The sequence below is a fragment of the Streptomyces sp. NPDC025273 genome (assembly GCF_040638585.1).
GTDB classification, from domain to species: Bacteria; Actinomycetota; Actinomycetes; order Streptomycetales; family Streptomycetaceae; genus Streptomyces; species Streptomyces cinereorectus.
On sequence record NZ_JBEZYP010000020.1, the window covers coordinates 1 to 26,080 of the forward strand.

Annotated in this window: 18 protein-coding genes and 1 pseudogene; 2 read left to right on the plus strand and 17 right to left on the minus strand. The window is 71.4% G+C overall.

Features of this window, described 5'->3' with window-relative positions; translation table 11 throughout:
* Positions 1 to 70 precede the first annotated feature (70 nt).
* From AB0F38_RS26580 to AB0F38_RS26635, 12 genes are all read right to left on the minus strand, one after another.
* Positions 71 to 1,771 (minus strand): proline--tRNA ligase, encoded by a 1,701-nt coding sequence (locus AB0F38_RS26580; protein ID WP_361898328.1) that lies wholly within the window; start codon positions 1,769 to 1,771, stop codon positions 71 to 73.
* Between the two features lie 72 nt (positions 1,772 to 1,843).
* Complete coding sequence (locus AB0F38_RS26585) at positions 1,844 to 2,419, minus strand: GNAT family N-acetyltransferase (RefSeq protein WP_361898330.1); 576 nt, start codon at positions 2,417 to 2,419, stop codon at positions 1,844 to 1,846.
* Between the two features lie 29 nt (positions 2,420 to 2,448).
* Entirely contained in the window at positions 2,449 to 3,309 is an 861-nt protein-coding gene (locus AB0F38_RS26590) for a GNAT family N-acetyltransferase (RefSeq protein ID WP_361898333.1), read from the minus strand.
* Positions 3,310 to 3,458: 149 nt separating this feature from the next.
* Positions 3,459 to 4,616: a flavodoxin-dependent (E)-4-hydroxy-3-methylbut-2-enyl-diphosphate synthase gene (gene ispG / locus AB0F38_RS26595; protein ID WP_361898336.1), complete on the minus strand. Its 1,158-nt coding sequence runs from the start codon at positions 4,614 to 4,616 to the stop codon at positions 3,459 to 3,461.
* A 180-nt stretch (positions 4,617 to 4,796) separates the two neighbouring features.
* Positions 4,797 to 6,107 (minus strand): site-2 protease family protein, encoded by a 1,311-nt coding sequence (locus tag AB0F38_RS26600; protein WP_361898339.1) that lies wholly within the window; start codon positions 6,105 to 6,107, stop codon positions 4,797 to 4,799.
* Entirely contained in the window at positions 6,104 to 7,357 is a 1,254-nt protein-coding gene (gene dxr / locus AB0F38_RS26605; protein WP_361898341.1) for a 1-deoxy-D-xylulose-5-phosphate reductoisomerase, read from the minus strand. Before dxr ends, AB0F38_RS26600 begins: the two co-directional genes overlap by 4 nt.
* A 61-nt stretch (positions 7,358 to 7,418) precedes the next feature.
* Positions 7,419 to 8,120 (minus strand): hypothetical protein, encoded by a 702-nt coding sequence (locus AB0F38_RS26610; RefSeq protein ID WP_361898343.1) that lies wholly within the window; start codon positions 8,118 to 8,120, stop codon positions 7,419 to 7,421.
* A gap of 158 nt (positions 8,121 to 8,278) precedes the next feature.
* Positions 8,279 to 9,505 (minus strand): 3-phosphoshikimate 1-carboxyvinyltransferase, encoded by a 1,227-nt coding sequence (gene aroA, locus AB0F38_RS26615; RefSeq protein WP_361898346.1) that lies wholly within the window; start codon positions 9,503 to 9,505, stop codon positions 8,279 to 8,281.
* Between the two features lie 76 nt (positions 9,506 to 9,581).
* On the minus strand, positions 9,582 to 11,528 hold the full coding sequence (locus AB0F38_RS26620; RefSeq protein ID WP_361898349.1) for an acyl-CoA dehydrogenase family protein: 1,947 nt from the start codon (positions 11,526 to 11,528) through the stop codon (positions 9,582 to 9,584).
* Between the two features lie 184 nt (positions 11,529 to 11,712).
* Entirely contained in the window at positions 11,713 to 13,158 is a 1,446-nt protein-coding gene (locus AB0F38_RS26625; protein ID WP_361898352.1) for an aldehyde dehydrogenase family protein, read from the minus strand.
* Positions 13,159 to 13,389: 231 nt separating this feature from the next.
* Entirely contained in the window at positions 13,390 to 14,961 is a 1,572-nt protein-coding gene (locus AB0F38_RS26630; protein WP_361898355.1) for a PucR family transcriptional regulator, read from the minus strand.
* A 98-nt stretch (positions 14,962 to 15,059) separates the two neighbouring features.
* The gene (locus tag AB0F38_RS26635) at positions 15,060 to 17,423 is read right to left on the minus strand and encodes an ATP/GTP-binding protein (RefSeq protein WP_361898357.1); all 2,364 of its coding nucleotides are present in this window, start codon (positions 17,421 to 17,423) and stop codon (positions 15,060 to 15,062) included.
* Positions 17,424 to 17,669: 246 nt separating this feature from the next.
* Here AB0F38_RS26635 and gabT point away from each other — a divergent pair, with 246 nt between their 5' ends.
* Positions 17,670 to 19,010, plus strand: coding sequence for a 4-aminobutyrate--2-oxoglutarate transaminase (gene gabT / locus AB0F38_RS26640; protein ID WP_361898360.1), 1,341 nt, complete (start codon positions 17,670 to 17,672; stop codon positions 19,008 to 19,010).
* A gap of 154 nt (positions 19,011 to 19,164) precedes the next feature.
* A pseudogene (locus AB0F38_RS26645) lies at positions 19,165 to 20,044 on the plus strand (phosphatase PAP2 family protein).
* A gap of 387 nt (positions 20,045 to 20,431) precedes the next feature.
* Here the strand turns inward: AB0F38_RS26645 and AB0F38_RS26650 are convergent.
* From AB0F38_RS26650 to AB0F38_RS26670, 5 genes are read right to left on the minus strand one after another with little or no spacing between them, the layout of a single operon-like run.
* Positions 20,432 to 21,847, minus strand: a complete 1,416-nt coding sequence (locus tag AB0F38_RS26650) for an FAD-dependent oxidoreductase (protein ID WP_361898362.1) — start codon at positions 21,845 to 21,847, stop codon at positions 20,432 to 20,434.
* A gap of 23 nt (positions 21,848 to 21,870) precedes the next feature.
* Complete coding sequence (locus AB0F38_RS26655) at positions 21,871 to 22,674, minus strand: ABC transporter permease (protein ID WP_361898364.1); 804 nt, start codon at positions 22,672 to 22,674, stop codon at positions 21,871 to 21,873.
* A complete protein-coding gene (locus AB0F38_RS26660) occupies positions 22,674 to 23,597 on the minus strand; it encodes an ABC transporter permease (RefSeq protein WP_361898367.1) in 924 nt (307 codons plus the stop codon). The genes AB0F38_RS26655 and AB0F38_RS26660 overlap by 1 nt, the downstream gene beginning before the upstream one ends.
* On the minus strand, positions 23,594 to 24,760 hold the full coding sequence (locus AB0F38_RS26665) for an ABC transporter ATP-binding protein (protein ID WP_361898370.1): 1,167 nt from the start codon (positions 24,758 to 24,760) through the stop codon (positions 23,594 to 23,596). Before AB0F38_RS26665 ends, AB0F38_RS26660 begins: the two co-directional genes overlap by 4 nt.
* Before the next feature lie 50 nt (positions 24,761 to 24,810).
* Positions 24,811 to 26,061 (minus strand): spermidine/putrescine ABC transporter substrate-binding protein, encoded by a 1,251-nt coding sequence (locus AB0F38_RS26670; RefSeq protein WP_361898373.1) that lies wholly within the window; start codon positions 26,059 to 26,061, stop codon positions 24,811 to 24,813.
* Positions 26,062 to 26,080: the final 19 nt, after the last annotated feature.

A 26,080-nucleotide genomic window follows, 5' to 3' on the forward strand; every position in this document is an offset into this window, starting at 1 on the left:
GCCTCCCCCCCGCCCCCGGCCGGCCCCCCGCCCGGGGGGGGCCCGCCCCCCCCGCTTCCGCCGCAGCGGGTCAGCCCCGGTCGGTCAGGCGGGCGATCGCCTCGTCGACGGTGAGCTCCTCGCGCTCGCCCGTACGGCGGTCCTTCAGCTCCACGACGCCCTCGGCCGAACGGCGGCCGGCGACAAGGATCTTCGGGACGCCGATGAGCTCGGAGTCGGTGAACTTGACGCCGGGCGAGATGCCCGGACGGTCGTCGACCAGGACGCGCAGGCCCGCGGCGCCCAGCTTCTCGGAGACGTCGAGGGCCAGCTCGGTCTGGAGTGCCTTGCCCGCCGCGACGACGTGCACATCGGCCGGGGCGATCTCACGGGGCCAGCACAGGCCCTTGTCGTCGGCGGTCTGCTCGGCGAGCGCGGCCACCGCGCGGGAGACGCCGATGCCGTACGAGCCCATCGTGACGCGGACGGGCTTGCCCTGCTGGCCGAGGACGTCGAGGGAGAAGATGTCGGCGTACTTGCGGCCCAGCTGGAAGATGTGGCCGATCTCGATGGCGCGGTCCACCTGGAGGCCGGTACCGCACTTGGGGCAGGGGTCGCCCGGCTGGACGACGACGACGTCGAGCTGGTCGTCGACCTCGAAGTCGCGGCCCGCGACGACGTTCTTCGCGTGCGTACCCTCCTTGTTGGCGCCCGTGATCCAGGCGGTGCCGGGGGCGATGCGCGGGTCGGCGATGTAGCGGACCTTCTCCAGGCCCTGCGGGCCGACGTAGCCGCGCACCAGGTCGGGGCGGCCCACGAAGTCCTCGGCCGTGACGAGCTCGACGACGGCCGGGGCGAGGTGCTCGCCGAGCTTGCCGAGGTCGACCTCGCGGTCGCCGGGCACGCCCACGGCGACGATCTCCCCGTCGACCTTGACCAGGAGGTTCTTCAGGGTGGCGGAGGCCGGGACGCCGAGGTGGGCGGCGAGGGTCTCGATCGTGGGGGTGTCGGGGGTGTCCAGCTCCTCGACGGGGCCGGTCGCCGAGGCGTCGGCCGGGGTGGCCCTGAAGGTCACGGCCTCGGTGTTGGCGGCGTAGTCGCAGTGGGGGCAGTCGACGAAGGTGTCCTCGCCGGCCGGCGCGGGCGCCAGGAACTCCTCGGACGCCGAACCGCCCATGGCACCGGAGACGGCGGAGACGATGCGGTGGTCGAGACCGAGGCGCTCGAAGATCCGGATGTAGGCGGCACGGTGGAGCTGGTACGCCTCGGCGAGTCCCTCGTCGGTGGTGTCGAAGGAGTACGAGTCCTTCATCTGGAACTCACGGCCGCGCAGCACACCGGCGCGGGGGCGGGCCTCGTCGCGGTACTTGGTCTGGATCTGGTAGAGGATCACGGGCAGGTCCTTGTAGGACGAGCACATGTCCTTGACGACCTGGGTGAAGATCTCCTCGTGGGTCGGGCCGAGGAGGTAGTCGGCGCCCTTGCGGTCCCTGAGCCGGAACAGCAGGTCGCCGTACTCGTCGTACCGGCCGCTCGCCTCGTACGCCTCCTTGGGCAGCAGCGCGGGGAGCAGGACCTCCTGGCCGCCGATGGCGTCCATCTCCTCGCGGACGACGCGGGTGATGTTCTCCAGGACCTTCTTGCCGAGCGGCAGCCAGGACCAGATACCGGCCGCTGTGCGGCGTACGTAACCGGCGCGGACGAGGAGCTTGTGGTTGAGCGTCTCGGCGTCCGCAGGGTCGTCGCGCAGTGTCTTGATCATCAATCGGGACATGCGCTGGACCTGGGCCATGATGAACTCCTGCTCGCAAGGGTGGTGAGCCCGAGATTAGCCGGGCGCCCCGCGCGGGCGGAAATCGATTCGTCAGCGGCGGCGCAGCGGAAGGGGTGCGCCCATCACCACGTAGGGCATGGGGGCGCTGGGGAAGAGCACCTGCCGGGCCAGGTCCTGATAGCCGAGGGCGCGGTACAGACCGCGGGCGGGGCTCTCCGTGTCGATGGCGGAGAGGATCGAGCGGGGCTGGCCGACGGCGTCCGTGAGGGTGGTGATCAGGCTGCGGCCGATGCCGCGCTGCTGGAACTCCGGGTGGACGTGGAGTTCGGTGATCACGAACGAGTCGTCGAGCCACCGCTCGGATCCGGTGGCGCGCAGATAGGGCTCGACGACGGTGGACCACCAGTGGGCGCGGTTGTTCGGCAGCCCGTAGACGAATCCGACGAGCCGTCCGGCGGGGGTGGTCGCGCCGAGGGCGCGGGCCTGCGGGTGGTCGAGGTGCCTGAGCACGATATGACGGCGTACGTCGATCTCGTCCTGGGAGAGGCCGAAGGCGACGGCCTGCACGGCGAGTGCCTCGTCGACGTGCTCGGCGAGGTCGAGCGGTCCGACCAGGATGTCGGGGGCCCCGGGGTCCCGGGGGGATGCGGGGGTCGCTGCTGCCATGCCGGAACCCTACTGGCCGGGCCGCCCGGTCAGAACAGCACGCTCATGAACGCCCCGGTCTCGCGGAAGCCGACGCGGCTGTAGGCCCTGCGTGCCGCGGTGTTGTAGTCGTTGACGTACAGGCTGACGACCGGTGCCACATCGGCCAGCGCGTGGCGCACGACGGCCGCCATGCCCGTCTCGGAGAGGCCGCGTCCGCGGAATTCGGGGGCGACCCAGACGCCCTGGATCTGGCAGGCCCGAGGGGTGGCCGCGCCGATCTCCGCCTTGAAGACGACCTTGCCGTCCTCGATCCGGGCGAAGGACCGGCCGGTGCCGATCAGCTCGGCGACCCGCGCCTGGTAGAGGAGCCCGCCGTCACCGGCGAGCGGGGAGATGCCGACCTCCTCGGTGAACATGGCCACGCACGCCGGCATGAGCACCTCCACCTCGTCCTTGCGGATGCGGCGCACGAGGGGGTCGGGAGCGACCTCGGCGGACGGGCTCTCGGTGACCATGAGCGGCTGGTTGGGCCGGACCTCGCGGGCGGGTCCCCAGCTCGGTTCGAGGAGCCGCCACAGCTGGGTGGTGGGACCCGCGGGTCCCACGATGGACGAGCAGCGGCGTCCGGCCCGCCGGGCGCGGTCGGCGAAGGCCCTGACGGCCTCGGGGGTGGCGCAGACGGGTACGAGATTGGCGCCGGAGTAGCAGAGCGAACGCAGCCTGCCGTCGGCGTACCAGCCCCACATCTCGCCGCCGAGACGCCAGGGATCGAGTCCCGCGACCTGGACGCGGGAGGTCACGAACGCGTTGTCCACGGGTTCGCTCTCGAGGATCGCGAGCGCGGCGGGGAGCTCGCTCGGGTCGAGGACCCGGGTGGTGGTCTGCGTCAACACTGGGGGCCTCACCATACGGTCTGCTGATTTCCGCACTGTACCCAACAAGGCTGGGAGGCGCCGCCCGCGCGGGAGGCGGGGCTGGGCGGGCGCGGGCGCGCAACCGGCCGTGGACACGGCTGTGCCCCGCAGGGCGGGCCTGCGGGGCACGGTGTCGGGTGGGGTCAGCCGGCGATGGAGACCTGGGGCTCGCCCGAGGCGATGCCGTCCTTCTCCATCTGCTCCGCGATCTTCATGGCTTCCTCGATGAGGGTCTCCACGATCTTCGACTCGGGGACGGTCTTGATGACCTCGCCCTTCACGAAGATCTGGCCCTTGCCGTTCCCGGACGCCACACCCAGATCCGCCTCACGCGCCTCGCCGGGACCGTTGACCACACAGCCCATCACGGCGACCCGCAGCGGAACCTCCATGCCCTCCAGCCCCGCACTGACCTGGTCCGCCAGCTTGTACACATCCACCTGCGCGCGCCCGCACGACGGACACGACACGATCTCCAGCCGCCGCTGCTTCAGATTCAGCGCCTCGAGGATCTGCAGACCGACCTTGACCTCCTCCGCCGGAGGAGCCGACAACGACACCCGGATCGTGTCCCCGATCCCCTCCGAGAGCAGCGCACCGAACGCCACCGCGGACTTGATCGTCCCCTGGAACGCCGGACCCGCCTCCGTCACACCCAGGTGCAGCGGGTAGTCGGACCGCGCCGCCAGCTGACGGTAGGCGTTCACCATCACGACCGGGTCGTTGTGCTTCACCGAGATCTTGATGTCCCGGAACCCGTGCTCCTCGAACAGCGACGCCTCCCACAGCGCCGACTCCACCAGAGCCTCCGGCGTCGCCTTCCCGTACTTCCTCAGCAGCCGCGCGTCCAGCGAACCCGCGTTCACACCGATACGGATCGGCGTCCCCGCGTCCCCGGCCGCCTTCGCGATCTCCTTGACCTTGTCGTCGAACTGCTTGATGTTCCCCGGATTCACCCGGACCGCCGCACACCCCGCGTCGATCGCCGCGAACACGTACTTCGGCTGGAAATGAATGTCCGCGATCACCGGGATCTGCGACTTGCGGGCAATCGTCGACAACGCGTCCGCATCGTCCTGCGTGGGACACGCCACCCGCACGATCTGGCAGCCCGACGCCGTCAGCTCAGCGATCTGCTGCAACGTCGCACCGATGTCCGACGTACGCGTCGTCGTCATCGACTGCACCGACACCGGTGCGTCCCCACCGACCGCCACCGACCCGACCTGGATCTGACGGCTGACCCGTCGGTCGGCGAGCTTGGTCGGAACGGCCGGCATTCCGAGAGAAATCGCAGTCATGCGCTGAGCATCCCCAAGGTGTGGATCAGTGTGGATCGAGGTCCCGAGACGGCGGGCTCCGGCCTTCGAGGTTACGGCACCGGAGGAATACCGGGCGCACCCCGTCGGCGAGTCCACCGGACGGTGGGTGGCCGGACACCGCCTGTGTGCCCGGCCGCCACCGGTGGGACATGAGAGGTATCAGCTGATCTTGACGGGATTCACGATGTCGGCGACCAGCACCAGCAGGGTGAAGCAGATGAAGATCCCGGCGACGACATAGGCGACCGGCATCAGCTTGGCCACGTCGAACGGACCCGGGTCGGGCCGCCTGAACACCCGCGCCACGTTGCGGCGCAGAGATTCCCAGAGCGCGCCCGCGATGTGCCCGCCGTCCAGCGGCAGCAGGGGCAGCATGTTGAAGAGGAACAGCGAGAGGTTGAAGCCGGCGAGCAGGAACAGCATCATCGCGACCTGGTTCTGCGCCGGGATGTCGAGGTTCATCACCTCGCCGCCGATCCGGGCGGCGCCGACCACGCCGACCGGCGAGTCGTCGGCACGCTCACCGTCGCTGAAGGCCGCGTTCCACAGGTCGGGGATCTTGGAGGGCAGGGCGATGATCGAATCGACACCGTTCTCGATCATGTCGCCCATGCGGACGACGGAGTCGCCGAAGGAGAGCGGCAGGATCTCCGTCCTGGCGGCGAAGCCCAGGTAGCCGGCCTCGATGAAGTCATCGGGGACCACCTGGCCGTCGGCGTCCTTCTTCGCGACGGTGTTCTTCTGGAGCACGGCGTGCAGGGTCTGCTCCCGGCCGTCGCGCTCCACGGTGATCGTGGCCGGACCGATGGTCTGCCGGATGCGGTCCGAGAGCATCGTCCAGTCGTCGATCCTCTGCCCGTCGAAGGCGACGATCCTGTCGCCCTCCTTCAGCCCGGCGGCCTTGGCGGGCGAGACCGGGTCGGAGTCCTTGCAGGTGTCGCGGTCCTCGCTCTGCTCGATCACGCACTGCTGGACGCCGGCCACCTCGGTGGTCTGGGTCTGGAAGCCGAAGGTCATGGCCACGCCCATGAAGATCACGACGGCCAGGACCAGGTTCATGAACGGTCCGGCGAACATCACGATCACGCGCTTCCACGGCTTGCGCGTGTAGAAGAGCCGGCTCTCGTCGCCCGGCCGGAGCTCCTCGAAGGCGGCGGACCTGGCGTCCTCGATCATGCCGCGCCAGGGGGAGGTGGAGCGCGCTTCGAGCCGTCCGTCGGCTCCGGGGGGGAACATGCCGATCATCCGGATGTAGCCGCCCGCGGGGATGGCCTTGATGCCGTACTCGGTGTCGCCCTTCCTGCGCGACCAGATCGTCGGGCCGAAGCCGACCATGTACTGCGGCACCCGGATGCCGAAGAGCTTGGCGGTCGACAGGTGGCCCAGCTCGTGCCAGGCGATCGAGAACAGCAGGCCCACGGCGAAGATGGCGATCCCCAGGACCGTCATCAGGATCGTCGTCATACTCATGCGCGCGCCTCCGCTGTCGCTTCCGCCGAGAGTGCCCGGGCCCGGGACCGGGCCCAGGTCTCCGCTTCGAGGACGTCCGCGACACTCAGTGGAGTTCCCGTGGCGGGGGTGCCGTGTTCGGCCACCACCGCGGTGACCGTATCCATGATTCCGTTGAAGGGCAGCCGTCCCGCCAGGAACGCGTCGACACACTCCTCGTTCGCCGCGTTGAACACCGCGGGTGCCGTGCCGCCGAGCGTGCCCACGTGACGGGCGAGCCCCACGGACGGGAACGCCTCGGTGTCCAGCGGGAAGAACTCCCAGCTGGAGGCCTTCGTCCAGTCGAAGGCGGGGGCCGCGTCGGGGACGCGCTCGGGCCAGCCGAGCCCGATGGCGATCGGGCCCCGCATGTCGGGCGGGGTCGCCTGGGCGAGGGTGGAACCGTCGGTGAACTCCACCATCGAGTGAACGTACGACTGGGGGTGGACCACGACGTCGATCCGGTCGAACGGAATGTCGTAGAGAAGATGCGCCTCGATGACTTCCAGTCCCTTGTTGACCAGGGTCGCCGAATTGACGGTGATGACCGGGCCCATGGCCCAGGTCGGGTGCGCCAGGGCCTGTTCGCGGGTGACGTCGGCCAGTTCGCTCCGCGTCCGGCCGCGGAACGGCCCGCCGGACGCGGTCACGACGAGCTTGCGCACATCGGCGCGCTTACCGGCGGCGAGGGCCTGGAAGAGCGCGGCGTGCTCGGAGTCGACCGGGATGATCTGGCCGGGGGCCGCGAGGGCCTTGACCAGCGGGCCGCCGACGATCAGCGACTCCTTGTTGGCGAGGGCGAGTGTGCGGCCCGCCCGGAGCGCGGCGAGCGTGGGGGCCAGGCCGATCGAACCGGTGATCCCGTTGAGCACGGTGTGGCAGTCGCTCGCGGCGAGTTCGGTGGCGGCGTCGGGCCCGGCCAGGATCTCGGGCAGCGGCTCTCCCGTGCCGTACAGCGCGCTCAGGGCCTCGCGCAGCGCGGGGACCTTGTCCCCGGCGGCCACCGCGACCGTACGCACCCGCAGCCGGCGTGCCTGCTCGGCGAGGAGCTCGACCCGGCCGCCCGCGGCGGACAGCGCCGTGACGCGGAAGCGGTCGGGGTTGCGCAGCACCAGGTCGATGGCCTGGGTGCCGATGGACCCGGTGGAGCCGAGGATCACAAGGTCCCGGCGTCCGTCCGCGGAGTCGAATACGAGGTGCGGATCGGCGAGGGGTACGGGGCTTTCGCTCATGGACCCCATTGTTGCCGCATCGGCTGTGCGCTGTGACAGTGCGTCCCCGCCGGAGCGTGCCTCAGGTCCGTGCGGCACGGAATTTCCTCCACTGGGCCGCCATGACGTCCTGCGGGATCCCTCCGATGTCCTTCGTGCCCAGGATCTCCCCGCGGAAGGCGAGCGTGGTCGAGCCGGCGCGTACGACGGTGAGGTACTCGTACAGCTTCAGCTTCCCCTTCACGTCGAGGACGGTGAAGCGGTACGCCTTCGCCTCGTCGGCCTCGCCGGCGAAGGCGGGCAGTTCGGTGGGTTCGGCCTTCTCGTACGTGGCCCGCGCGACGGCCCGCTCCTCGGTCAGGCCTCCGGCGCACTCCCGGCCCGCCCGGTCGAGCGACTTCATGACCTCGGCGGCCCCGCCGTTCGCGTACGAGCGCAGGGTCACGTCGACGGTGACCCCGAGCATCTCCTCGGGGACGTCGACCTTGCGCTGCACCTGGGCGGTGGGCTCGTGGTCGCTGACGTCACCGGCGAGGCTGACGAGCGGCTGGCAGACGGCGGGGGTCGCGGTGTAGGCGTCGCCGAGCGGTCCGTCCAAGGTGTATTCGGAGGCGGTGTAGGCGCCGACCCGCTCCCCGTCGGCGAACGCGACGGCGGCGAGCTGTGCCTCGGTGAGTCCGCCGGCCGGAGCCGCGGAGGCCGAGGGCGCCGGGCTCCTCCCCGCCTTCCCTCCTTCGCCGTCGCCGCCGTCACCACATCCGGTGACGCCCAGGAGCGTCGTCACCGCGCATCCCACGACCGCGGCCCTGTGCCACACCGGCCGGTCACCAACCCCGAACATCCCTGCCCCTGTCTCCCGTCGACCGCCGCGTCCCGGTACCCGGTCGCGACCGAGGCTCGATTGTGCGGCATCCGGGGCCGGAAGACCCACAGGGCCTCCCGTCAGCCGGCGAATCGCGCGAACGCCTCGTGGAATCCGGGGAACGTCTTGCGTACGCAGCCAGGGTCGTCGTACGTCATTCCCGGCGCGCGCAGTCCGGCGACCGCGAACGACATCACGATGCGGTGGTCTCCGTGCGTGGCGATCTCGACGGGGCGGGGTGCGCCGGGGTGGATCTCGATCCAGTCGGGCCCGGTGTGCACGGTGATCCCCATCCGCCGCAGGTTCTCCGCGCACGCCTCGAGCCGGTCGCACTCCTTCACCCGGGTGTTGGCGACGTCCTCGATCCGTACGGGTGAGGTGGCGTACGGCGCGATCGCGGCGAGGGTGGGCATCGTGTCGGAGATGTCGCGCATGTTGACGGTCAGGCCACGCAGGGCGCCGGTGGACCGGACCGTCGTCGCGTCGGCCGTGGTGCGCACCTCGGCGCCCATGCGGCGCAGGACGTCGGTGAAGCGCAGGTCGCCCTGGAGCGCGTCCGCGCCGAGGCCGGGGACGGTGACCTCGCGGCCGGTGAGGGCCGCCGCGGCGAAGAAGTAGCTCGCGGTGGAGGCGTCGGGCTCGACCGCGTACGTGGTGGCGCGGTAGCCGCCCGGAGGGACGGTGAAGGTGTTCCCGTCCCGGACGGCCTCGGCACCGAAGCTGCGCATCATCGACAGGGTGATCTCGATGTACGGCGCCGACACGAGCTCCGTGACGTCGATCCGGAGCCCCTCGGCGGTGAGCGGTCCGAGCATGAGCAGGGCGGTGAGGTACTGGGACGACTCCCCCGCGTCCAGGGTCAGTTCGCCTCCCCTGACGCCCGAGGCCTCGATCCGCAGCGGGTGGTGGCCCTCGGCGCCCTCGTGGCGCAGACCGACGCCGAGGGTCCGCAGGGCCTCGGTGAGCGGGGCGAGGGGGCGCCGGCGCATCTGCGCGGAGGCGTCGAAGCGGTAGGTGCCGGTGGCCGCGGCGGACACCAGCGTCGGCAGGAAGCGCGCGGTGGTGGCCCCGTCGCGGCACTGCACCTCGGCGTCGGTGACGGCGGGGCCGGAGGGGCGGCCCTCGATGTGCCAGCGGTCCGGTTCGCGCGTCACCCCGTATCCGAGGCGGGTCAGCCCTTCGGCGAACCCTTCGGTGTCGTCCGAGTGCAGGGGCCTCAGGAGGGTGGTGGTGCCGTCCGCCGCGGCGGCCAGGAACAGGGCGCGGGCGGTGACGGACTTGGAGCCGGGGATGTGGATGACGGTCACGGGCCCTCATCCTGCCGCGCGCCGGGCATGCCCGCGGGGCACGTCCAGGCACTGGACGTGCCCCGCGGGCCGGGTGTCAGCGGATGGGTCGGTGGACGTCGTCCCCGGTGGCCGGGCCCGGGGTGGCGTCGGCGATCCAGGGGCCGTCCCCGCTGGGGTCGATGACGCCCTCCTCCAGCCAGGTGTACGTACCGGAGAGGACTCCGTCGACCACGCGCCGGTCGATGTCGTCGGTGTTGGACCAGAGCCGGCGGAAGAGCTCCTCCACCCTGATGCGGGACTGACGGCAGAACACGTCGGCGAGCTGGTACGCCTCGCGGCCGTGGTCGTCGTCGACCCGCAGGTGTTCGGCGCGGACGCAGGCGGCGCTCATCGCGAAGAGTTCGGCGCCGATGTCGACGATCCTGCCGAGGAAGCCCTGCTTGGTCTCCATGCGGCCCTGCCAGCGGGACATGGCGTAGAAGGTCGAGCGGGCCAGCCGGCGGGCGGACCGTTCGACGTACCGCAGGTGGGCGGAGAGGTCGGGGTGGCCCGGGATGCGGAACTGGGCGTACGCGCCCGGGAGTTGTCCGGGCCCGCTGACCAGCTTGGGAAGCCAGCGTGCGTAGAACCCGGCGGCGTTGGCGCCCGCCCTCGCCTTGTCGGCGAACGGCTTGTCGGGGTCGATGATGTCCCCGGCGACCTTGAGGTGGGCGTCGACGGCCTCGCGGGCGATCAACAGGTGCATGATCTCCGTGGAGCCTTCGAAGATCCGGTTGATCCGCATGTCGCGGAGCATCTGCTCGGCGGGGACGGCGCGTTCGCCCCGGGCGGCGAGCGAGTCGGCGGTCTCGAAGCCTCGTCCGCCGCGGATCTGGACCAGCTCGTCGGAGATCAGCCAGCCCATCTCGGAGCCGTACAGCTTGGCCAGCGCGGCCTCGATGCGGATGTCGTTGCGGTTCTCGTCGGCCATCTGCGAGGAGAGGTCGACCACGGCCTCCAGCGCGAAGGTGGTGGCGGCGATGAAGGAGATCTTCGCGCCGACCGCCTCGTGGCGGGCGACCGCCCTGCCCCACTGCTCGCGGACCGCCGACCATTCGCGGGCGATCTTCAAGGACCACTTCCCGACGCCGACGCACATGGCGGGCAGCGAGAGGCGGCCGGTGTTGAGTGTGGTGAGGGCGATCTTGAGACCGGCGCCCTCGGGTCCGATCCGGTTGCCTGACGGCACCCGGACACCGTGGAAGCGCGTCACCCCGTTCTCGATGCCGCGCAGCCCCATGAAGGCGTTGCGGTGCTCCACGGTGATGCCCGGGGAGTCCGCCTCGACGACGAAGGCCGTGATGCCGCCGTGGTGGCCCTCGGACCGCGGGACGCGGGCCATGACGACGAGCAGATCGGCGACGACGCCGTTGGTCGTCCAGAGCTTCACCCCGTCCAGGACGTAGTCGTCGCCGTCGGGGACGGCCGAGGTCGCGAGCCTGGCCGGGTCGGAGCCGACGTCGGGTTCGGTGAGGAGGAAGGCCGAGATGTCCGTACGGGCCAGGCGGGGCAGGAAGGCGTCCTTCTGCTCCTGGGTGCCGAACATCTTCAGCGGCTGCGGTACGCCGATGGACTGGTGGGCGGAGAGCAGCGCGCCGAGCGAGGGGCTGGCCGAACCGACCAGGGCCAGCGCCTTGTTGTAGTAGACCTGGGTCAGCCCCAGGCCTCCGTACCTGGTCTCGATCTTCATGCCGAGGGCGCCGAGTTCCTTGAGGCCGTTGACGACCTCGTCGGGAATCCTGGCCTCGCGCTCGATGAGCGCCCCGTCGATGCGGGTCTCGCAGAATGCGCGCAGCCGGGCGAGGAAGGCCTCGCCGCGCCGTACGTCGTCGGCGGGTGGCACGGGGTGCGGGTGGATCAGGTCGAGCCGGAAGCGTCCGAGGAAGAGTTCCTTGGCGAAACTCGGCTTGCGCCAGTCCTGTTCGCGGGCGGCCTCGGCCACCTGCCGTGCTTCACGCTCGGTGACTTTGGGGGCCTGGGGGGTGTCGGATGGGGCGGACATGAGGAGCTCACCTCGCCGCGAGTCGGGTCGTTGGTCGGGCCGTACGCGTACCGATCGGTACCACTCGTCCGTATGTACCCGATCTGCGTCACCCCCACCACCCTGTGGCACACCCCGGCGGGGTACAGAACCGGCCGGAGCCCCCGCACAGCGGGCTCCGGCCGGTTCCTTTCCGCGGGTTCGGCTACAGGGCCAGGCCAGTGAGGACCAGCACCCGCTCGTAGGTGTAGTCGTCCATCGCGTAGCGCACGCCCTCGCGGCCCACACCGGACTGCTTGGCACCGCCGTACGGCATCTGGTCGGCGCGGTACGAGGGGACGTCGCCGATGACCACGCCGCCGACCTCCAGGGCGCGATGGGCGCGGAACGCGGTCTGCAGGTCGTGCGTGAAGACGCCGGCCTGCAGCCCGTACCTGGAGGAGTTGACGGCGGCGAAGGCCTCGGCCTCGCCGTCGGTGCGCTGGACGGACAGGACCGGGCCGAAGACCTCTTCGCAGGCGATCCTGGAGTCGGCGGGAAGGTCGGTGAGGACCGTCGGTGCGTAGGTGGCACCGTCGCGCTCGCCGCCGGTGAGCAGGTGGGCGCCGGCCGCGACGGCCTCGTCCACCCAGGACTCGACGCGGCGGGCAGCGTTCTCGTCGACCAGCGGGCCGACGTCGGTGGCCGCGTCGGAGGGGTCGCCGGTCACCAGGGCCTCGACGGCCGCGACGATCTTCGGGACGAGCCGGTCGTACACCGAGGTGTCGGCGATGACGCGCTGCACCGAGATGCAGGACTGGCCGCCCTGGTAGTTGGAGAAGGTCGCGATGCGGGTCGCGGCCCATTCCAGGTCCTCCTCGGAGGCGAAGTCGGCGAGGACGACGGCCGCGCCGTTCCCGCCGAGCTCCAGGGTGCAGTGCTTGCGGGGCACCGACTCCATGATCGAGTAGCCGACCGGTCCGGATCCGGTGAAGGAGATGACGGGCAGCCGCTCGTCCTTGACCAGGGCGGGCATCCGGTCGTTGGGCACGGTCAGGACGGACCAGGATCCGGCCGGGAGGTCGGTCTCGGCGAGCAGCTCGCCCAGGACCAGGGACGACAGGGGCGTGGCCGGGGCCGGCTTGAGGATGATCGGCGCGCCGACGGCGATGGCCGGGGCGACCTTGTGGGCGCTCAGGTTGAGCGGGAAGTTGAAGGGCGCGATGCCGAGGACGGGGCCGCGCGGGAAGCGCCGGGTCAGCGCGAGGCGGCCCGTGCCGCCGGCGTCCGTGTCCAGCCGCTGGGCGTCGCCGCCGTTGAAGCGGCGGGCCTCCTCGGAGGCGAACCGGAAGACCGAGACGGCACGGCCGACCTCGCCCCGCGCCCACTTGATCGGCTTGCCGTTCTCGGCGGAGATCAGCTGGGCGATCTCCTCGGTGCGCTCGGTGAGGCGCCGGACGACGTGGTCGAGGGCCCCGGCGCGCACATGGGCGGGGGTCGCGGCGAACTCCTCGCGGACGGCGTACGCCGCGGCGACGGCCTCCTCGACCTGGGCGTCGGTCGGCACGCCGACCGTGCCGACGAGACGGCCGTCCCACGGGTTGGTGACGTCGAAGCTGTCCTCGCCGGTGGCCCGTCGGCCGGCCAGCCAGAAGGCGTGGGTGGAAGTCATGGCGGTTCCGGCCCTTCGGGGGGGGTGGTGAACGAAGATCGCGGGCACCGCGGCGGCACCCTCCTGGCCCCCACCGTAGGACGACCGGGTGCCGATGGCGTTTGTCCGGCGTGGAGCGGAGGGGGACTGCGATGCGCCGGTTTGTCGGGGGCGGGAGCGCGGGCGCGCCGATGGGCGCCGCAGACAGGCGCATCAGACGGACCAGCTCGCGTCAGCGGTGACGCGGTCGGCTCACGGCGTCCCCGACGACGCCGCCGTCGTCTTCAGGGCGAGCCACAGCTCCATCCGGACGTCCGGGTCGTCCAGGGAGCGGCCCAGGATCTCCTCCACCCGGCGCATCCGGTAGCGCAGGGTGTGGCGGTGGACGCCCAGGTCGGCGGCTGCCGCGTCCCACTGGCCGTGCCGGGAGAGCCAGGCGCGCAGCGACGCGACCAGGTCGCCGCGGCCCTTCGCGTCGTGTTCGTGCAGGGGCCGCAGAGTCCCGTCGGCGAAGGCCCGTACGGCGTCGTCGGCGAGCAGCGGCAGGACCGAGCCTGCCGCGAGCTCCTCGTGCTCGACCAGCGCCCTGCCCCGGCGGCGGGCCACCGAGAGGGCCTGCTCGGCCTGCTTGTAGGCGGCGGAGACGGCGATCGGGCCCGAGGGGGCGGACAGGCCGACGACCACGTCGCCGTCCTCGCTCCCCGCCTCGCGCGCCGGGCGGTCGTCCTGCGCCTGGGCGTACGCCGTGCAGGCAGCGACCGCCGCGCCGCCGTCCGCGGCCAGCACCACGATCCGCTCACCCTCGGGCACCATCAGCAGCGTCTCGCCGGACCGGGCCGCCGCGGCCTCCATCGTCTCGGCGAGCAGTTCGGGGACGGCGGGCTCCGGCGCCTCCGCGATCAGCAGCCGGAAGGGGGCGTCGAGCAGGTCCCCGTACAGATCCCCGGCGACGGCCCTGGCGTGGTCGGACTGCCCGGCCAGCAGCATCCGCAGGACCGCCGCGCCCAGTCGCTGCTCGGCGCCCTGGAGCGCGCGGGAGCGGGCCGTGGTCAGGGTCAGCAGGGCGACCGCCGAGTGCACCGCGTACCGCTCGGCCGTGCCCAGCGCCGCCCCCGTACCGACGGCCAGGGCACCACGGGCACGGCGGCCGGTGCCCAGGGACTGGAGCTCGACCCGGTCGTCGGCGTCGCCGACGACGACGCTGGCCGGGGCGGGGCGGTCGCGCAGGCGTTCCACGTCGGGGGTGAGCCGGGCTGCGCGGCGGGCCGCCCAGTCGGGCGCGGCGGCGACGACGGCGCCCGAGGTGTCGTACAACGCGGCCCATCCGTCGATGTGCGCGGCGAGGCGGACGAGGAGTTCGGCGGGGCCGTCCCCGGCGAGTGCGGCCCGGGTCAGCTCGCGCTGGGCCTCGAAGCCCGCGGTGACGGCCCGGTACTGGTCGGCGGCGATCGCCGCGGACACCGCCTTGCTGATGGCGAGGAAGGGCGTGCGCCGGGGCACTTCGAGGAGCGGCAGCCCGGCCTCCTCGGCCGCGTCGACGAGGGCCGGCGGGATGTCCTCGTAGGTGACGCCGACGGCGAAGCCGAGCCCGGCGACTCCGGCGCCCACCAGCCGCCGCACGTACCGGCGCATCGTGGCGGGGTCCTCGGCGTCGAGGTTGGTCGCGGTGACGAGGAGCAGCTCACCGCCCTCCATGTACGGGACGGGGTCGGCGAGCTCGCTGGCGTGCGCCCAGCGGACCGGTGTGCCGAGCCGGTCCGCCCCGGCCCGGACCGTGAGCTTGAGCACCGAGTGCTGGACGAGCGAGGCGAGAGTGGGGGGCATGGGACCGCCGGACCTGTGGGAGTCGATTGCGCCGTCCCGTACAGACGGCCGCATTCAATTCTGCCAGGGCGGCAGGGTCCTCGTCACCGGCGCCGCCGTCAGCCGCCCAGCTCGACCAGGAGCGGGGGTGCGTGCTCGCCGTCCACCGTCGTCAGCGACAGCACCGCGTGTCCGGCGGGCAGCGAGTACGCGAGCTCGGAGGCCGACCAGCGCTCCCGTTCGACCCGCCGTACGGTCACGGCGTCCCTGGTCACGGCCTTGCCGGTGACGAGTTTGCGCAGGCCGTGCAGGGCGCGGGTGAACGGCTGGTCCGCGAAGACCGCGTGCTGGGCGACCTCGCGGGTCTCCACCCACTCCTTGCCCCACACCTCCGCGAAACGCTTGCCGTCCCAGGTGGTGACCCCGGAGAAGGCCATGCAGCAGCCGACCGCGCCGAGCAGCGCGGTGTGCAGTCCCTCGGGTACGTCGTCGACCGTGCGCAGGGTGAGGAGGGCTCCCGCGTTGACGGAGCGCAGCCGCCGGACGCCCCGGACGGTCTCGGCGGTGACGGTGTGCGTGGCGTCGTCCAGGACCAGGCAGACGAAGAGCGACCGGTCGGTACGGGCGGCGGCGATCGCGGTGAACTGGGCGAGGACGAGCCGGGCCAGCAGCCGGGACGCCTCGGCGTGCGCACGTTCCGGGAGGTCGATCCTGACCCGCAGGGGCAGGTGCTCCAGGGACCGCAGCGAGAAGGGGCGGGCCTGGGGCCCGGTGGCGAAGAACGACGCGAACGCGGGGCGGTCGAGCAGGGCGATCCGGTCGGCGAGCACCGGACCGGGGTCACCGGATCCGCCCTTCTGCCGGGTGCGGGCCTCCAGCTCGCGCAGCATCGCCTGGTGGCCGCCCGCTCCCAGGGCCTCCCGCAGCGCGCCGATCGCGTCCTGGTCCCCGTCCAGGAGCTCCCGGAGCGCGGGCACCCCGGGGAAGTGGCCGTGGACCGCGCGGTAGGGGCCGAGCAGCTGGGCGAGCACGGTGGCGGCGCGCCGGCTGTCCAGGTTGGTCACATCCCCGACGAGCCCTTCCGCGAGCACGCCCGCGGCCTCGTCGGGGTCGGTCGTACCGCCGTACAGGTCGAAGTCGTGCACGGAGGCCGGGTCGCCGATCCGTACCACGACGTCGTAGGCGTCGTCGGGGCCCAGCTGTCCCCCGGCGCCGCCGACGGCGAGCACCGCCGCCCGCCCGGCGAGGGCCTGCAGGGCGAGGGACTCGACGACCGGCCGCACCAGGCGGTCGGACTTCCCGGCCCCCGGCGGTCCGACCGCAAGCAGCGAGGTGCCGAGCAGGGCGGGTTCCAGGGCGACGCCCGAGCCGCGGCGGGCGTACGGGTTGTGCGGGTCCTCGGCGCAGTCGCCGATGCGGACCTGGCCGGTGAGCACGTCGTGGCGGGCGGTGCGCCGCGGCAGGTCGCGGGCGCCGGACGGGTGCAGTGCGGCGGCGGCGCCGCCGGTGCGGAGCACGGCCTCGGTGAGCGCCGCCAGACGGTCCGGGTGCGCCCGGCCCACGGTCCAGGCGTGGCGCAGGCGTGCGACGTCGACGTCGTTCATCCGGCCGGTGCGCACCTCGGCGGTGAGGGCTTCGGCGGCGTCCGTCAGCCCTGCCGCGCGCAGTTCCGGCCATTGTTCGGGGGTGGCGGTGTCCGGGGGCCCGGAAGGGGGCGGAGGGGCTGCGGCGGAGCCGCGCCGGCGCTCGCCGGTCAGCTCGCGCCACCGGCCGAGGCGGGCGAACGGCCAGAGCACCCCGAGGGCGATCAGCGCGTAGATCACGTTGACCACGGTCTGGCTCTGGAAGACCTCCCCGCCGGCGACCGAGGCGACGAGGATCAGCACCGGCCTGACGACGGGCACGGCGTCCTTCCAGACGAGGAGCTGGGCCAGGGCGCCGGCGGCGGCCGTCGCCAGGGCGAGGAAGGGCTGCCCGCGCACGGCGACGTGGCGCCGGAAGATCTCGGTCCAGTTGCCCAGGCGTCCGCACCCGTAGACGAGGAGCCCGAAGAGGACGGCCTCGTAGACCGTGAGGGCGTCGGCGCCCTCGATCGTCCTGGGGCCGCCGAAGGTACCCGCGTACCACCAGTCGCCCGGGGTGAAGAGCTTCACCGGGACGAGGCGGTAGGGGATGTAGCCGTTGCGCCACAGGGACCACAGGAGCAGCCCGCAGAGTGCGGAGATCAGCACGCCCACCAGCAGCGAGCGGTCGGAGACGCCTTCGGGCTTCTCCGGCGGGCGCGGGGTGTGTCCGTACCGCCAGACACCGGGTTCCCGCACGGGGCGCGGGGTGCGCAGCCACTCCGCCAGGCCCGGGCCCGCCGCCGGGGCGTGCCCGGGGGGCGGCGCTGCGGGACGTGGCGGTGCGGACGGCGGTCGTCCCGCCGGGCGGGGCACCGCCGCACCCGTGCCGCGTGCCTCGTACGTTCCTTCGGTGTCCATGAACCGCCGCCCCCTGACCAGCCAGGTCCCGCCTTCTGCACCGGCCAATCTAGTGCCAGGACGCGGGGAGTTCGGCAATCGGCCGGATGGCGCCGGTGGCTGCCGCGCGGTGCCCCCGTCCGGCCATCTGTCCGTGGCGGACAAGGACACGCCCCCACCACTCCCGATCGGAGCATGACCGCGGCCCGTACCCGCCCCTAGCCTGCAGAAAGAGAAGCGCGTCCGAAACACCCCCAGGAGCCCCGCATGTCCGACATTCCGCAGGAGCGCCGCGTCGTCACCGCCATTCCCGGCCCGAAGTCGGTCGAGCTGCAGGCTCGCCGTGTCGCGGCCGTCGCCGCGGGCGTGGGTTCCACGCTGCCGGTGTTCACCGCCCGGGCGGGCGGCGGGATCATCGAGGACGTGGACGGCAACCGCCTGATCGACTTCGGTTCCGGCATCGCCGTGACGTCGGTGGGCGCCTCGGCCGAGGCGGTCGTACGCCGCGCGTCCGCGCAGCTCGCCGACTTCACCCACACCTGTTTCATGGTCACGCCGTACGAGGGGTACGTCGAGGTCTGCGAGCAGCTCGCCGAGCTGACGCCGGGCGACCACACGAAGAAGTCGGCGCTGTTCAACTCGGGCGCCGAGGCCGTCGAGAACGCCGTGAAGATCGCCCGCGCCTGGACCAAGCGCACCGCGGTCGTCGTCTTCGACCACGGCTACCACGGCCGGACGAACCTCACGATGGCGCTGACCGCGAAGAACATGCCGTACAAGCAGGGCTTCGGTCCGTTCGCCCCCGAGGTCTACCGCGTGCCCGTCGCGTACGGCTACCGCTGGCCGACCGGTGCCGAGAACGCCGGTGCCGAGGCGTCCGCCCAGGCCATCGACGAGATCACCAAGCAGATCGGCGCGGACAACGTCGCCGCGATCATCATCGAGCCGGTCCTCGGCGAGGGCGGGTTCATCGAGCCGGCCAAGGGCTTCCTCCCCGCGATCGCGCGGTTCGCGAAGGACAACGGCATCGTCTTCGTCGCCGACGAGATCCAGTCCGGCTTCTGCCGCACCGGCCAGTGGTTCGCCTGCGAGGACGAGGGCATCGTGCCCGACCTCATCACCACGGCCAAGGGCATCGCGGGCGGCCTCCCGCTCTCCGCGGTGACCGGCCGCGCCGAGATCATGGACGCCGCCCACGCCGGTGGCCTGGGCGGCACGTACGGCGGCAACCCGGTGGCCTGCGCCGGTGCGCTCGGTGCCATCGAGACGATGCGCGAGCTGGATCTGAACGGCAAGGCCAGGCGCATCGAGGAGGTCATGAAGGGCCGCCTCTCCGAGATGCGGGCGAAGCTCCCGAACGGCGACATCATCGGTGACATCCGCGGCCGCGGCGCCATGATCGCGATCGAGCTGGTGAAGTCCGGCACGAAGGACCCGGACCCGGCGGCCACGGCGGCGCTGGCCAAGGCCTGTCACGCGGAGGGCCTGCTGGTGCTGACCTGCGGCACCTACGGCAACGTCCTGCGCTTCCTGCCGCCGCTGGTCATCGGCGAGGACCTGCTGAACGAGGGTCTGGACATCATCGAGCAGGCCTTCGCCCGGATCTGATCCGTGGGAGGCCGTCCGCGACCGGTGCGCGAGCCGTTTTCGGCGGCAATGACCGGTGCCCCGGTGACGGCCTGTGAAGAAGGTGTGCGGGGGCAATGGCGGGATACCGTGGGCGCTATCGGTCCTTGCTCCCTCTGACGTACGGTTTCCGCAGATGAGAGAAACACCCCGCTCGCAGGAGACTGCGGGCGATGCCGGGCCGGGGCTCCCCCCGCACCGTCCCGGCAGTGCCTTCGCGCACACCGCTGGAGCTTCGGGCTCCGGAACTCCTCACCGATCGGATGGCCGCTCGCCCCACACCCCCCGGGGCGCGCGGCACACCGGTCCGACCGGCCACCCCGGAACAATCCCCCCTGTTCCCCGGTGGCCGGTTCTTCTCGTTCTCCAGGTGTCGGCGCTGCTGGCGGTCTTCGCGGTGGTCACCTGGCAGGTCGTGGCCGACGGTCCCCTGCTCGGGCCCGACGAGCGGCTCGGTCTGGAGCTGGCCGGGCGCGGTCCGGCCCGGCTCGCCGATCTCTTCGCCGATCTCGGCAACCCGCAGGTCGCCGTCCCGGTGCTGGCGTGCGGGGTCCTCGTCGCGTGGTTCCGCGGTGCCCGCCGGGCGGCGCTGTACGCCGTCGCGGCCATGGCGGCCGTACCCGCGCTGGTCGTGCCTCTCAAGCTGTGGACGGACCGGCAGGGCCCGCTGACGGAGGCGACCGGCTACTACCCCTCGGGTCACACGGCCACCGCGGCGGTGGCGTACGGGGCCGCGGCCCTGCTGCTGGCGCCGTACGTACGGCGGTCATGGATGACGCTCGTCACCGCCGTCCTGCTGACGGCGGCCACGAGCATCGGTCTGGTGCTGCGCGGCTACCACTGGCCGCTGGACGTACTCGCCAGCTGGTGCCTGGGCGCGGTGCTGCTGCTCGTCCTGCGAGCGGCGCTGCCGAGGACCGGCGCTCGCCGGACGAGCGGTGCCGCGGGCGGTCAGCTCCCGGAGTAGGCGTCGAAGTTCTCCGGGAACTCCCGGGTGTCGGAGCGGTCCCGGCTGACGGACCGGGTCATCGGCCCCCGGAACCCGGAGCAGGTGCCGTGGGTCCGGCACGAACAGCAATCGGTCTTCTCGTGGGGCGGTTCAGCGCTTCGGCGACCTCGGCGGGCGAGGTGTGGCCGTTGCCCGCCGGATGGAGGCCTCCCTCAGGTACCACAACGGCCGCCGCACGAGGGGGAACCGAGCGGGGCCGCGCACCACGCGGTCCGGACCCGGTCCGGTTGTCGAGACCTCTGGAAGGACGTCACCCCTCGTCACGACCCGCCCGTGGGCACCGGCGGGGTTCCGCCGGTGCGTTCACGGGGGGGGAGAGAGAGGGGCGGGCCCGGCTCATGACGCGGGCTCGGCCACCCGGCGGCAGTGAACCGCGTCACGCCGTAGTCCGTGGTCAGCTGTCGAAACCGAGCCCCATCCGGTCCATGGTGCGCAGCCACAGGTTCCGGTGCCCGCCGTGGCTGTCCGCGCGGGCGAGCGACCTCTTGGTGAGCTCGATCCCCGTCCAGGCGAACGGCTCGGGCGGGAACGGCATCGGCTTCGTGCGGACCATTCTGAGCGCCGTGCGCTCCGTCTCCCCGCCGGAGAGCAGATCGAGCATCACGTCCGCCCCGAAACGCGTGGCTCCGACACCCAGGCCGGTGTATCCGGCGGCGTAGGCGACCCGCCCGCGAAAGGCCGTCCCGAAGAACGCGGAGAAGCGTGAACAGGTGTCGATCGCACCACCCCAGGCATGGCTGAACCGCACTCCGGAAAGCTGCGGGAAACACTCGAAGAACTGCCCCGCGAGTTTCAGGAAGGTCTCCGGACGCTGGTCGAGCGAGGAATCCAGCCGGCCACCGTAGGGGTAGATCGCGTCGTATCCGCCCCACAGGATCCGGTTGTCCGCGGAGAGCCGGAAATAGTGGAACTGATTCGCGCTGTCGCCCAGGCCCTGGCGATTTCCCCAGCCGATCGAGGCGAGTTGGCCCGCACCGAGGGGTTCCGTCATCAGCGCGTAGTCGTACACCGGGACGGTGTACGGGCGCACCCGCCTGACCAGCGAGGGGAAGATGTTCGTCCCGAGGGCCACGTCACGGGCGAAGACCCTGCCGTAGGGGGTGCGCACCGCCACGCCCGCGCCCGACCGGGCGAGTCCGAGGGCCCGGGTGTGCTCGAAGATCCTCACACCCAGCCCCAGGCAGGCCCGCTTCAGACCCCAGGCGAGCTTCGCGGGGTGCAGCATGGCGACCCCGCGCCGGTCCCACAGGCCGCCCAGGAACGTCGGCGAGTCGACCTCGGCGCGCACCTGCTCCCGGTCCAGGAGCTCCACTCCCGAGAAGCCGAGCTCCTGGGTCCGGCGGTGCCATTCCCGCAGCTCGTCGAGCTGGTGCGGCGCGGTGGCGACATCGATCTCACCGGTGCGCTCGAAGTCGCAGTCGATGGAGTAGCGGGCGACGGCCGACTCGATGGCGTCGAGGTTCTGACCGCCCAGCTCCTCCAGGTACCCGATCTCGTCCGGCCAGCGTTCCAGTCCGTTGGCCAGGCCGTGGGTCAGCGAGGCGGCGCAGAATCCGCCGTTGCGGCCCGAGGCGGCCCAGCCCACCTCGTGTCCCTCGACGAGGACGACATCACGCCCGGGATCCCGTTCCTTGGCGAGCAGCGCGGTCCACAGACCGCTGTAGCCGCCGCCCACGACGAGGAGGTCGCACCGTTCGTCCCCCGTGAGCGCGGGGAGCGCTCCGGGCTTTCCCGGGTCGTCGAGCCAGTAGGAGAGGGGACGTGCGTCGGAGAGTGCGTGTGCGGCAGTACGCATGGCGTCCGGGGCCATGGTTTCCAACTCCTTAGAGGTGCCTATTTTCCTGCTCTGCTCTTCCGCCGGTTCGCTATGAGCTGGCCGAGGAGCACCACCGCCACGGCGATGACGAACATGGCCGTACCGATGACGTTGATCTGCACGGGTGTTCCGCGCTGCGCCGATCCCCAGACGAACATGGGGAACGTGACCGTGGAACCCGCGTTGAAATTGGTGATGATGAAATCGTCGAAGGAGAGCGCGAAGGCGAGCAGGGCTCCCGCGGCGATGCCGGGGGCCGCGATGGGCAGCGTCACCCGGAGGAAGGTCTGCACCGGCCCCGCGTAGAGATCGCGGGCGGCCTCCTCCAGCCTCGGGTCCATCGACATCACGCGCGCCTTGACCGCCGTCACCACGAAGCTGAGGCAGAACATGACGTGTGCGATGAGCACGGTCCAGAAGCCGAGCTCGGCGCCCATGTTGAGGAAGAGCGTGAGCAGCGAGGCGGCCATGACGACCTCGGGCATCGCCATCGGAAGGAAGATCAGCGAGTTGATCGCGCCGCGCGCCCGGAAGCGGTAGCGGACCAGCGCGAAGGCGATCATCGTGCCGAGCGCCGTCGCGCCGAGGGTCGCCCAGAAGGCGATCCGCAGCGAGAGCGAGAGCGAACCGCAGAGGTCGGCGACGCCGCAGGGGTCCTTCCAGGCGTCCAGCGAGAACCGCTGCCAGGCGTAGTTGAAGCGCCCGTTCGGCTTGTTGAAGGAGAACACCATCACGACGACGTTCGGCACGATCATGTACGCGAGGGTCAGCAGACCCGCGATCACGACCAGGTTCCGGCGAATCCAGCGGAGTACGGGCATCAGACCAGGTCCTCCGTCCCGGAGCGGCGGATGTAGACGGTGACCACGAGCAGGACGACCGCCATGAGGATGAACGAGAGCGCGGCCGCTGTCGGGTAGTCCAGGACGCGCAGGAACTGCGTCTGGATGACGCTGCCGACCATTTTGGTGTCGGTGGAGCCGAGCAGCTCCGCGTTGACGTAGTCGCCGCTGGCCGGGATGAAGGTCAGCAGGGTGCCGGAGACCACCCCGGGCATGGACAGCGGGAACGTCACCTTGCGGAAGGTGGTGGCGGGGGTCGCGTACAGGTCGCCCGCCGCCTCGTGCAGCCGGCCGTCGATCCGCTCCAGCGAGGTGTAGAGCGGCAGGATCATGAACGGCAGGAAGTTGTACGTCAGACCGCAGACGACGGCCATCGGGGTGGCCAGGACCCGGTTGTTCTCGGTCCAGCCGAGCCAGCTGGTGACGTCCAGGACGTGCAGGGTGTCCAGCACGTCGACCACCGCCCCGCCGTCCGCGAGGATCGTCTTCCAGGCCAGCGTCCGGATCAGGAAGCTGGTGAAGAACGGTGCGATGACCAGCACGAGCACCAGGTTGCGCCAGCGGCCGGCCTTGAACGCGATCAGGTACGCGAGCGGGTATCCCAGCAGCAGGCACAGGAGCGTGGCGGAGCCGGCGTAGAGCAGGGACCGGACGAACTGCGGGTGGTAGTCGGCGAAGGCGTCCCAGTACGTCCGGAAGTGCCAGGTGACCTCGAAGCCCTTCTCCAGGGATCCGGTCTGCACCGAGGTCGACGCCTGGTAGACCATCGGCAGCGCGAAGAAGACGAGCAGCCACAGGATGCCGGGAAGCAGCAGCCAGTACGGGACGAGCCGCCTGCGGGCTGACCGCTTGCGGACCTCCGGTCCGGTGGGCGGCGCCGACGGCGCGCCGGTGACGCTCACGCGGCGTCCTCCACGCTCTCCACACCGGCGTCCATCGGCTGGCCGGCGTCCAGGCCGAAGGTGTGGGCCGGATTCCAGTGCAGGACGACCTCGGCGCCGGGGACGAGCCGGGTGTCCCTCTCGATGTTCTGCTCGTACACCTGCAGCGCCTTGCCCGCGGGGCTCTCCACGACGTACTGGGTGGAGACACCGATGAAGCTGGAGTCGACGATCCTTCCGGTGACGCGGTTGCGGCCGTCGTCCACGGACCCCGCCTCGTCGGCGTGGGCGAGGGAGATCTTCTCGGGGCGGACGCCGAGGAGCAGCTTGCCGCCGTGCGTCACCGGGGCGGGACATCGCCCGGCGGGCAGCCGTATCCTCCCGCCGCCGGCGGCGACGACGATGTCGGTGCCCGTGCTGCCCGTGCCCGCGGTGACGACCTCGCCCTCGATGAGGTTGGACGTCCCCAGGAAGTTCGCCACGAAGGTGGTCTGCGGGTTCTCGTACAGATCGGCGGGGGCGCCGAGTTGTTCGACCCGGCCGCCGTTCATCACCGCGACGGTGTCGGCCATGGTCATGGCCTCCTCCTGGTCGTGGGTGACATGGATGAACGTGATGCCGACCTCGGTCTGGATCCGCTTGAGTTCGAGTTGCATCTGGCGGCGCAGCTTGAGGTCGAGGGCGCCGAGCGGCTCGTCGAGGAGGAGCACCTGGGGGTGGTTGATGAGGGCGCGGGCCACGGCGACGCGCTGCTGCTGGCCGCCGGAGAGCTGATGCGGTTTGCGGTGGGCGAAGTCGCCGAGCTGGACGAGCTCCAGCATCTCGCCGACCTGCTTCTTCACGGACTTGATGCCGCGGCGGCGCAGCCCGAAGGCGATGTTCTCGGTGACATCGAGGTGCGGGAAGAGCGCGTAGCTCTGGAAGACGGTGTTGACGGGCCGTTTGTACGGGGGCAGGCCGGTGATGTCCGTGCCACCGAGCGAGACCGTGCCTGTGGTGGCCTCCTCCAGCCCCGCGATCATCCGCAGGGTCGTGGTCTTGCCGCAGCCGGAGGCGCCGAGCAGGGCGAAGAAGGAGCCCTGCGGGACGGTCAGATCGAGTGGCTGTACGGCGGTGAAGGAGCCGTAGGTCTTGCTGATCCCGGTGAGTCGGACGTCGCCGCTCGCTGTCTGCTGCTGTGTCATGGGTCGCAGTCCCAGTGGTGTCGGGGGAGTTCGGGGAGGGGACGGGCCGGTCAGGCGCCGATGAGCTTGGCGAACTTCTCCTCGTACGCGGTTTCTTCCTCGGAGCTGAGCGAGCGGAAGGAGCGCGACTTCGCTGCCATCTCCCTGTCCGGGAGGATCAGTGTGTTCGAGGCCATCGACTCGTCGATCTTCGCGAGTTCCGCGGCGACCCCGTCCACCGGACAGACGTAGTTGATGTACGCGGCGAGCTGGGCGGCGACCGGGGGCTCGTAGTAGTAGTCCATGAGCTTCTCGGCGTTGGTCTTGTGCCGGGCCCTGGCCGGGACCAGCATGTTGTCGCTCGAGGTGATGTAGCCGGCGGCCGGGATGCTGAACTTGATGTCCGGGTTGTCGGCCTGGAGCTGGATGATGTCGCCGGCCCAGGCGACGCAGGCCGCGATGTCGCCCTTGCTGAGGTCGGCGGTGTAGTCGTTGCCGGTGAAGCGGCGGATCTGCTTCTTGTCGACGCCCTTCTGGATCCTGCCTATCGCCGCGTCGTAGTCGGCGTCGGTGAACGAGCCGGGGTCCTTGCCCATGTCGAGGAGCGTCATGCCGACCGAGTCGCGCATCTCGGAGAGGAAGGAGACCCTGCCCTTGAGCTTCGGGTCGTCGAGCAGCTGGGTGACGGAGTCGACCTTCCGGCCGCCGGTCGCCTTCTCGTTGTAGGCGATGACGGTGGGTATGCCGGTCCAGGGGTAGGAGTAGGCGCGTCCGGGGTCCCAGTCCGGGCTGCGGAACTGGGCCGAGAGGTTGGCGAACGCGTGCGGCAGGTTCGCCGGGTCGAGCTTCTGCGCCCAGCCGAGCCGGATGATGCGCGCGGCGAGCCAGTCGGTGACGATGATCAGGTCCCGTCCGGTGTCCTGGCCCGCGGCGAGCTGCGGTTTGATCTTCCCGAAGAACTCGACGTTGTCGTTGATGTCCTCGGTGTACTTGACCGTGATCCCGGTGCGTCCGGTGAACGCCTCCAGGGTCGGACGGCTCTTCTCGTCCTCGCTGACGTCCATGTACTCGGTCCAGTTGGAGAAGGTGACGCGTTTCTCCTCGGCCGAGTGGTCGTCCGAGGCCGCCGCGGCGCCCCCGTCCCGCTTCGCGGGCGGGATGCCGCACGCGCCGAGCGTGCCGAGGCCGCCGAGCGCGAGCGCGCCCATGCCCGAAGCACGGAGAAGTGAACGGCGGGTGAGGGCACCCCTGCCGCCCGCCAGGCTGCGCCTCATGGCGGCCAGCTGTGGCGCGGAGAGGCTCTCGGCCTCGTACTCCTGCATACGCGTTGCCCTTCCGGGT

Coding starts and splice junctions, on each gene's coding strand:
- AB0F38_RS26580 (WP_361898328.1), bottom strand. CDS start 1,771: ATGGCCCAGGTCCAGCGCATGTCCCGATTGATGATCAAGACACTGCGC.
- AB0F38_RS26585 (WP_361898330.1), bottom strand. CDS start 2,419: ATGGCAGCAGCGACCCCCGCATCCCCCCGGGACCCCGGGGCCCCCGAC.
- AB0F38_RS26590 (WP_361898333.1), bottom strand. CDS start 3,309: ATGGTGAGGCCCCCAGTGTTGACGCAGACCACCACCCGGGTCCTCGAC.
- ispG (WP_361898336.1), bottom strand. CDS start 4,616: ATGACTGCGATTTCTCTCGGAATGCCGGCCGTTCCGACCAAGCTCGCC.
- AB0F38_RS26600 (WP_361898339.1), bottom strand. CDS start 6,107: ATGAGTATGACGACGATCCTGATGACGGTCCTGGGGATCGCCATCTTC.
- dxr (WP_361898341.1), bottom strand. CDS start 7,357: ATGAGCGAAAGCCCCGTACCCCTCGCCGATCCGCACCTCGTATTCGAC.
- AB0F38_RS26620 (WP_361898349.1), bottom strand. CDS start 11,528: ATGTCCGCCCCATCCGACACCCCCCAGGCCCCCAAAGTCACCGAGCGT.
- AB0F38_RS26625 (WP_361898352.1), bottom strand. CDS start 13,158: ATGACTTCCACCCACGCCTTCTGGCTGGCCGGCCGACGGGCCACCGGC.
- AB0F38_RS26630 (WP_361898355.1), bottom strand. CDS start 14,961: ATGCCCCCCACTCTCGCCTCGCTCGTCCAGCACTCGGTGCTCAAGCTC.
- AB0F38_RS26635 (WP_361898357.1), bottom strand. CDS start 17,423: ATGGACACCGAAGGAACGTACGAGGCACGCGGCACGGGTGCGGCGGTG.
- gabT (WP_361898360.1), top strand. CDS start 17,670: ATGTCCGACATTCCGCAGGAGCGCCGCGTCGTCACCGCCATTCCCGGC.
- AB0F38_RS26650 (WP_361898362.1), bottom strand. CDS start 21,847: ATGGCCCCGGACGCCATGCGTACTGCCGCACACGCACTCTCCGACGCA.
- AB0F38_RS26655 (WP_361898364.1), bottom strand. CDS start 22,674: ATGCCCGTACTCCGCTGGATTCGCCGGAACCTGGTCGTGATCGCGGGT.
- AB0F38_RS26665 (WP_361898370.1), bottom strand. CDS start 24,760: ATGACACAGCAGCAGACAGCGAGCGGCGACGTCCGACTCACCGGGATC.
- AB0F38_RS26670 (WP_361898373.1), bottom strand. CDS start 26,061: ATGCAGGAGTACGAGGCCGAGAGCCTCTCCGCGCCACAGCTGGCCGCC.